Raw genomic sequence first — 6,341 nt, 5'->3', positions numbered from 1 at the left:
TCCATGATCTTTAGTCCTCATGATATGCCTCGCCCACAAAATCACGGATAGGCCCGCCGATCGCCACAGGAACCACAACCGACGCCCGACACTCCCGCCGGTCGCCACAAGACCCGCAACCAACGCCCGACACTCCCGCCAGGCGCCACAACACCCGCAACCAACGCCCGACGTTCCAGCCGGGCATCACAAGAACCGCAACCGACGCCTGGCGAAAACCGACACGCCGGGCGGCTGAAAACCTCACATCCGCAGCCCATCACCCTCAACAGCCACCACATCATCCCCACCCAACGCCTGATAAACCGTCACCTGATTCACCAACCGGTTCAGCATATTCTCATCGCTGGCCACCTCGGCCACCCGCCGCTTCTCCTGCGCATCCAGCCAGTCCCGCAGCGGCACCGCCCCCGCCCGATATCTCACTTCATACAGCCGCTCAGCCTCCCGAGCCGCCCGCAACGACAAATCCAGCTGCTCCGCCCGCACCGCCAACTGCGTCCGATTCGACAACGCATTCTCCACATCCGCCATCGCCTGATAAAGCGCCTGCCGGAACGTCACCACCCGCTCTTCAAAATCCGTCTTCGAGATCCGGATATTGAGCTGCATCTGATTCCACTGCAGAAACGGCAACGTCAACCCCGCCCCCAACGTCCCGATCGGATTCTTCAACACATCCGACAACGTCGGGCTAGAAGTGCCCAGCGCCCCCGTCAACGTCACCGGCGGATAAAAGCTCGCCCGCGTCGCGTCAACGGTAGCCAGCGACTCCCGCAACCGCATCTCGGCCGCCCGCAGATCCGGCCGACGCCCCAGCAACTCCGCCGGCACCCCCGCCCGCGCCTCCGGCAACGCGCTCGACGGCAACCGCATCGGATCCGCCGTAATGCGATCCGGCGGCCCGTCGAACAGAATCGTCAACGCATTGATGTACTCAACCCGCTGCTGCACCAGCAACGCATGCGCCGCCTGCTGGCTCGCAACTGTCTGCTCTGCCTCGGAAAGCTCCAACGCCGACGCCCCGCCCGCCGCATACTGCACCCGCACCAGTTCCTGCGTGCGTCGCGCGTAGGCAATGCTCTCGTCACTGCTTGCAATCCGCTGGTTGATGAACGCCGTCTGCCAATACAACGTCGCCGTCGTCCCCACCAGCGTCAGCGCCGCGCTCTGGCGGTCCTGCTCCGTCGCCAGCGCCTCCCACTGCGCCGCGTCCCGCTGACGCGCCAGCTTGCCCCACAGGTCCACCTGATAACTCACCGTCAGCTCAGCCGAATTGGCCCGCGTGATCGCACGGTCCCCATACAGATTGCGCACCCGCGACACGTTCGCGTCCCCGCCAAACTGCGGCATCAACTGATCGTCCGCCAACCCCGCCTGATACTGCGCCCGCCGCACGCGAATCGCCGCAGCCGCCAGATCGTTGTTGCGCGCCAGCGCCGTCTCCACCAGCCCGTTCAGCGCCGGATCATCGAAATTGCGCCACCAATCGCCTCCGTCCGCCAACGACGCCTGCGCACCCGCATCAGCACCGGCCCCCGCATAAGTCCAGGACGCCGGCACACTCACCGCCGGCCGCTCGTAATCCGTACGCAGCAGACCGCAACCGCCCAGCGCCAGCAACAGCGCCACGCCCAACGGTTTGCACAAAAGAGAAACTGCTTTCATCTTCCTCATTCCCGGGCCAACGCCTCGACGGGATCCAGGCGCGCCGCGTTGCGCGCCGGCAGATAGCCAAAAATCACACCGATCAGCGTCGAGCACGTAAACGCCGCCACCATCGATGCCGTGGAATAGATCATCTGGAACGAGCCGCCCGTCGCCTTGCTGACCAGCACCCCCAATCCCAGCGACAACAGGATGCCCACCGCGCCGCCGATCAGGCACACCAGCACCGCCTCGATCAGGAACTGCTGCATGATGTCGCTGCGCCGCGCGCCCACCGCCATCCGCACCCCGATCTCGCGCGTGCGCTCGGTCACCGACACCAGCATGATGTTCATCACCCCGATGCCGCCCACCATCAGCGAAATCAGCGCGATCAGCGACACCAGCAGCGTCATGGTTGCCGTCGTGCGCTCGATCGTCTTGCGCACCGCATCCGTGTTGAACACGAAAAAGTCCTTCACCACGTGCCGGCGCGTCAACACCCGCACGATGGCCTGCTCCGCCGCGGCCGGCGGCGTCGCGTCATTCACGCGCACCGTGATGCTCTTCAGGTGCTGCTGCCCCAGCACCCGCGACAGCGCCGTCGTATAGGGAATCCACACGTTCAGCGAATCATTGCTGCCGAACACCGTGTCCTTCTTCTGCGTCACCCCGATCACGCGCGCCGGCATCGACCCCAGGAAAATCACCTGCCCGATCGGCTCCGTGTGCGATCCGAACAGCGCACGCCGCGTGCCCTCGTCGATCACCACTTCCTGCGCGCGGCGCGCCACGCTCGTCTCGTCAAAGAACTTGCCCTCGGCCAGCTTGATCGCGCGCACCCGGAAGTATTGATCGCCCACACCCTGGATCGACCCATTCACCGACACGTTCCGATAACGCAGCGTATTGCTCGTGCCCACTTCCGGCGTCACGCTGTCCACATAGGACTCGCGCGCCAACGCCTCCGCGTCGGCCGCCACCAGCGTGCGGATGTTCACCGCCTTCTCGTCGCCGAAATCCTTGCCCGGGAAGACCTCAACCGTGTTCGTGCCGATCGCGCTGATGTCTTCCAGGATCTTGCGCCGGGAACCTTCGCCCAGCGCCACCACCGACACCACCGCCGCAATGCCGATGATGATGCCCAGCATCGTCAGCGACGTGCGCAACCGGTGCGCGTTCATCGCCAGCAGCGCCATGCGCAGCGCCTCGCCGCAGCGGTCCAGATACGCCTGCCAGGCCGGCCGCTGGGCCATCGCCGGCGCCTCGTCCAACGCCGTCTGATGGCGCGGCGCGTCTGGGTTGCGCTTGTCCGCGACGATCTCGCCGTCGCTGATCTCGATGATGCGCTGCGCGTGGCGCGCCACGTTCATATCGTGCGTGACGATGATGATCGTGTGCCCCGCGGCGTTCAGCTCTTCCAGGATGCGCAGCACTTCCTGGCCCGTATGCGTGTCCAGCGCGCCGGTCGGCTCGTCGGCCAGGATGATGTCGCCGCCGTTCATCAGCGCCCGCGCGATACTCACCCGCTGCTGCTGACCGCCGGACAACTGGCCGGGCCGGTGTTCGGACCGATCCGCCAGGCCCAGCCGCGCCAGCAAGGCCGAGGCCCGCTCCAGCCGCGCCTCGCGGCGCTTGCCCGCGTAGACGGCCGGGACCTCGACGTTGCCCTGCGCGCTCAAATCCGCCAACAGGTGATAGCGCTGGAAGATGAACCCGAAGTGCTCCCGGCGCAGCTCCGCCAGCTCGTCCGGATCCAGCTCGCCCGTGCTGCGGCCGTCGACCTTGTAGTCGCCGCGCGTGGGCCGGTCCAGGCAACCCAGGATGTTCATCAGCGTCGACTTGCCCGAGCCGGACGCGCCCACGATCGCGACCATCTCGCCCGCCTCGATCGTGAGGTTGACGTCCTTCAGGACCGCAATCGTCTGGTCGCCCGCCGGAAACTCGCGGCGCACGCCCGACAGGGAGATGAGCGGACCGCTCATGTCAGGCTCCCGGCTTGGCGGCGGCCGGCGACGAATCCGCCGACACGACGCGTTCGCCCACCTCCAGGCCTTCCAGCACCTGCGCCTGCACATTGTTGTTCATGCCGATGCGGACCTGGCGCGTCTCGGTCTTGTTGCCTTCCCCCACGACGCGCACTTCGTAGCGCCCGTCAGGGCCGCGTTTGCCCAGCGCCGATGCCGGCACCACCACCGCGTTCTTCGCCTCGCCCAGCACGATGAAGACCTGCGCCGTCATCGAGATACGCAGCTTCTCGTCCGGATTCGGCACGTCAAAGAGGCCGTTGTAATAGACCGCCGCACTGGTGGAGCTGCTGGTCGAGGACGTCAGCGACGACGTCGCGTCATCCTTCTGGATGGAATCCGGGGCCGGTTCCACCGCGCGCAGCGTGGCGCGGTAGCGCTCGTCCGGTTCGCCCAGGATGGTGAAGTAGACCGGCAGGCCGGCCTTGACCCGCGTCACGTCGGCTTCGGAGATCTGCGCCTTGATCGTCATGGTGTCCACCTGGGCCACCTTGATGATGGTGGGCGCGCTCTGGATGGAGTTGACCGTCTGGCCTTCCTTGGTCACCACCGCCACCACCATGCCGTCGATCGGCGAGACGATGCGCGTGTAGCCCAGGTTGACCCGGGCCGTGTCCACCTGGATCTCCGCCTGCGCGATTTGCGCGTCCAGCGACGCGATCTCGGCGCGGGTCACGGCCAGCGTGGCCTCGGCGGTTTCATAGGCCTCGCGCGAGCTGGCGTCGGCCGCCAGCATCATGCGCTGGCGCTTGAACGCCAGTTCGGCCTGCTTCAGCGTGGCGACCTTGGCCGCCCGCTCGGCGCGCCGCGTCTGCAGCGCCGCTTCGGCGTTGCGCAGCTCGTTCTGCTGGGTCAGGTCGTCGATTTCGGCGACAAGCTGCCCCTTCTTGACGCGATCGCCCAGTTCCACTTTCAGGGACTTGAGCTGGCCCGTGGCCTGCGCGCCGACGCTGACGCGTTCGATGGCGTCGATGGTGCCGCTGGCCAGGACGCTGTCTTCCAGGTCCGCGCGGGACACCTCGGCCACGGCGAAGGTGGGCGGCGGCGGCGCCGAGAAGAACGCGGCGCGCGCACCAAAAACGAGAAGCAGGAGGATGGCGGCTATCAGGACGTAGCGCTTGAACTTGCTGCGGGACTTTTTCATTGAACCTGGACGATGGGGACGGCAAGGCGCCACGTGCGGCGCCGGTAATGCTGCAAACAAACGGTGAAATTCGAAGGCAGATTGCACCGCGCGGACGTGTTCCGTTGCGTGAACGATACAACGATCCCAAGACTGTTGCGGAACCCTTTTACCCCACCTGCCGCGAACGTGCCGTCATCTTGCCGAATAAGCGCGAGACTTGTCCGGTAGAGACCGTTAACTTCGCAATGTGACTAGTCACTGTCCGCTGCAGCGCAAAAACCGCTCGCCTCGACATAGCGAGATGTTACGAACAGAATGAATGCAGTTAAGCCGTGTCTACCTCCAACAGATCCCCCTCCTCGCCATCCAGTTCCCCGGAATTTTCCGGGGCGGTGCTTTTGTGCCTGCTGGCAATGATGAATCACGTGGCGCTGACCGGGGGACGGATCACCGTTTCCCTGACGGCGCTGCAGATGGGGCTGTCCACGTTCACCGTTGGCACGCTGGTCGCGGTGTTTGCCGTCCTGCCGATGCTGTTTTCGGTGCGGGCGGGACGGTGGGTGGACCGGGTCGGCATCGTCCGTCCGCTGGTCATCGGCACTACATTGGTTGCCTTCGGCACGCTACTCCCCTCTATTTCACAAACCCAGTCCGCACTGTTGGTGGCGTCCTGCTGCATCGGCATCGGCTTCATGCTGCATCAGGTCGCCACGCAGGATCTGCTGGGACACGCCGAACCCGAGAAGCGGCTGCGCAATTTCTCGTTCATGTCATTGGCCCTGGCCGGTTCGGGATTTTCCGGCCCCCTGATCGCGGGTCTGGCCATCGACCACCTGGGCACGCGCACCGCGTTTGGCCTCCTCGCCGTCGGCCCCCTGCTTTCAGGGATCGGTCTTTACGCACTGCGGCATCAGTTGAAGGCCGTCGACGCCGCCGTTACCGGCGTGCGAGAGGCCCAGCGCCGCCGGGTGACGGAATTGCTGGCCGTTCCCGCCCTGCGTCGCGTCCTGATGGTGAACACCATCCTGTCCGGCGCGTGGGATACCCATCTGTTCGTCGTGCCTATCTTCGGCGTGGCGATCGGCCTGTCCGCCACTACCATCGGCGTCATTCTTGCCTCGTTTGCGGCGGCAACTTTCGTTATCCGGCTGGCTTTGCCGCTGATCCAGCGCCGCGTGCGGTCGTGGACCCTGGTGCGTGTGGCCATGGCCACGGCAGCCATCGACTTTGTGCTTTACCCGCTGTTCACCGACGTTACCGTCCTGATCGTGCTGTCTTTCATCCTGGGACTGGCGCTGGGCTGTTGCCAGCCCAGCATGCTGTCCCTGCTGCACCAATACTCGCCGCCGGGCCGCGCCGCCGAGGCCGTCGGCCTGCGCATGGCGCTGATCAACGGTTCGCAGGTCTCCCTGCCGTTGACCTTCGGCGCGCTGGGTGCGGTAATTGGCGTTGCCCCGCTTTTCTGGGCCTATTCCGTGGCGCTGATGGCCGGGGGCTGGGCCAATCGAAATCCTCCGCACGAGCCTGAACGGAAAACGTAG

The 6,341-nt window shown here is 65.6% G+C and carries 4 protein-coding genes; 1 reads left to right on the top strand and 3 read right to left on the bottom strand.

Translation table 11 applies throughout. From position 1 onward, the window contains the following. Positions 1–243 precede the first annotated feature (243 nt). From RT697_RS10230 to RT697_RS10220, 3 genes are read right to left on the bottom strand one after another with little or no spacing between them, the layout of a single operon-like run. The gene (locus tag RT697_RS10230) at positions 244–1,668 is read right to left on the bottom strand and encodes an efflux transporter outer membrane subunit (RefSeq protein WP_313698590.1); all 1,425 of its coding nucleotides are present in this window, start codon (positions 1,666–1,668) and stop codon (positions 244–246) included. A 5-nt stretch (positions 1,669–1,673) separates the two neighbouring features. After that, positions 1,674–3,632, bottom strand: a complete 1,959-nt coding sequence (locus tag RT697_RS10225; RefSeq protein WP_175123247.1) for a MacB family efflux pump subunit — start codon at positions 3,630–3,632, stop codon at positions 1,674–1,676. A 1-nt stretch (position 3,633) separates the two neighbouring features. After that, positions 3,634–4,818, bottom strand: coding sequence for an efflux RND transporter periplasmic adaptor subunit (locus tag RT697_RS10220; RefSeq protein WP_313698588.1), 1,185 nt, complete (start codon positions 4,816–4,818; stop codon positions 3,634–3,636). A 314-nt stretch (positions 4,819–5,132) separates the two neighbouring features. Here RT697_RS10220 and RT697_RS10215 point away from each other — a divergent pair, with 314 nt between their 5' ends. Continuing rightward, entirely contained in the window at positions 5,133–6,341 is a 1,209-nt protein-coding gene (locus RT697_RS10215; RefSeq protein WP_313698587.1) for an MFS transporter, read from the top strand.

Source organism: Achromobacter sp., from assembly GCF_032113835.1.
Lineage (GTDB): Bacteria > Pseudomonadota > Gammaproteobacteria > Burkholderiales > Burkholderiaceae_B > Achromobacter.
This window is presented reverse-complemented; position numbering and strand designations above follow the sequence as displayed.